Annotated in this window: 1 protein-coding gene and 1 pseudogene; both read right to left on the reverse strand. The window is 65.5% G+C overall.

Annotated elements, in window-relative coordinates:
• Positions 1-243: 243 nt before the first annotated feature.
• Positions 244-732 (reverse strand): annotated as a pseudogene (locus ACZ7L1_RS39190) (transposase); the annotation flags it as partial.
• A 144-nt stretch (positions 733-876) separates the two neighbouring features.
• A complete protein-coding gene (locus ACZ7L1_RS39195; protein WP_471444488.1) occupies positions 877-1,638 on the reverse strand; it encodes a class I SAM-dependent methyltransferase in 762 nt (253 codons plus the stop codon).
• Positions 1,639-1,793: the final 155 nt, after the last annotated feature.

Below are 1,793 nucleotides of genomic sequence, written 5' to 3' on the forward strand. Positions count from 1 at the left end.
CCGCGGCCTGCGGCGCGACCATCGGCTACAGCATCTCCCAGACCATCCACGGTGGCTGCTGACAGCTGTAACGCCGGCTTTGGTCACTTCGTGGATGTCTTCACGAACTGACGGAACGAAGCCCGTCACATATCCCCCGATGTGACTCTCCCGCCCGCGAGCGGGGCGAACCGGTAGGTGCCCGTGTACAGGACGGGCACCTACCGGCGTTTTAGGTGTCGGGCGCTGCAGTCGTGTCATGCCGTCGGCCATGTTCGACACTTGCGTCCACCAGTGCTGGGTAAGCCGGGTGACCGTCGCCGCCGACAGGCCCGCCGAGCTGCCCAGGAACTGCTCCAGCGCGGGCACGAAGTCACCGGACGACAAGCCGTGCAAATAGAGCAGCGGCAGCACCTCGCTGATCTTCGGCGCCTTGCGGCACCACGGCGGCAGGATCGCCGAGGAAAACCGCTTGCGCTCACCCCTCTCTTCATCGACGCGCTTGTCGTTGACCCGCGGGAGCCTTCACCTCGACCACCCCGGCCGCCGTCATGACCTTCCGCGGCTGGTGGTAGCCGTTACGGACCACCAGACGCCGCCCGTGCTCGTCACGCTGGTCGGCCAACTCGGCTATGTCGCATTGACTTCGGCCTCCAGCGCGGCGGCCAGCATCCGCCGCGCGCCCTCGCGGACGATGTCGTCCATCAGGAAACCGGTCTCGGTCGATCCATCGGCGTTCACTACGCTGAGCACGGGCGTGCCTTCCCGACCCGCGCTGGTACGCGGGCCTACTCGATGACCAGAAGTCGATCACTCGGGAAAGGTACGCCCTTCGCGTCCGCCCCGAGGCCGATCCACAGGTCATGAGCATTGCTCCCGCCCCGCGGCCGCACAGTGTCAGGGGCGGAGTGCGACCAGGAGATCAACCACGTAGGTCTCTTCCACCTCCTCGCGAGGAAAAATCTTGACCAGTCGCTCACGCTCATCGACGAAAAACGCCTGGCGGTCAGCCTCTTCAAGGACGAGGAATGCCGACCGGCTGCCAATGTTGGCGAGATGCATGTCCAAGGAGACAGTGCGGCTCCAGCGCACTTGACGGCGCGCAACCCGTAGCCCTGTCAGCCCCGCCAGCCGGATGGCGTCGTTGTCCGAAGGACGCACGGCAGACCTTGGCTTCACCCCGCAGTGGTGCGCAATGCGCCCGTGCTGCTCGCGAATCCACGGCACGTCGAAGGCCGTGGTGTTCCACCAGATCGCCAGCGCACCGCCCGCTCGCAGGACACGCAATGCCTCCGGGACGGACCGGTCAGGCTCGGTCCACTGCCAGGACTGGGCATACGTGATGAGGTCGCAGGAAGCCTCGGCCAGCGGCAGAGCATTACCATCACCCCTCACGATCGGCACCTCGGGAAGCGCCTGGTGGAACTCACCAGCCATGGACTCACCCGGTTCGACAGCGATCACATCTGCACCTCGGTCCCGCAGCAGCACACTGGCGATTCCGGTACCCGCGCCGACATCGGCGACCCGGGCGCCCGCCAAGCGACAGCCTGCGAACTCCTCGATGCAATCAAAGAGCGCGGCTGGGTAAGAAGGCCGACTCGCCGCGTACTGGGCCGCGGCTACGTCGAAAGACTGGGCGCGAGAACTGGCAGTCATACCCTCATCATCGCCTTCCCGCACCAAGCATTCGACCACCACCAACCCGGCGAAGCTATGCGGTCACAGCACTAGTAGGACTCCGTTAGGTCTTTCTTGATCTTGGCGTGGCTCTGCTGGGCAGGGGTTGGTGGCAGGTGGTGCAGGTGCCGGTC

This window comes from Streptomyces sp. NPDC107546, from assembly GCF_055639175.1.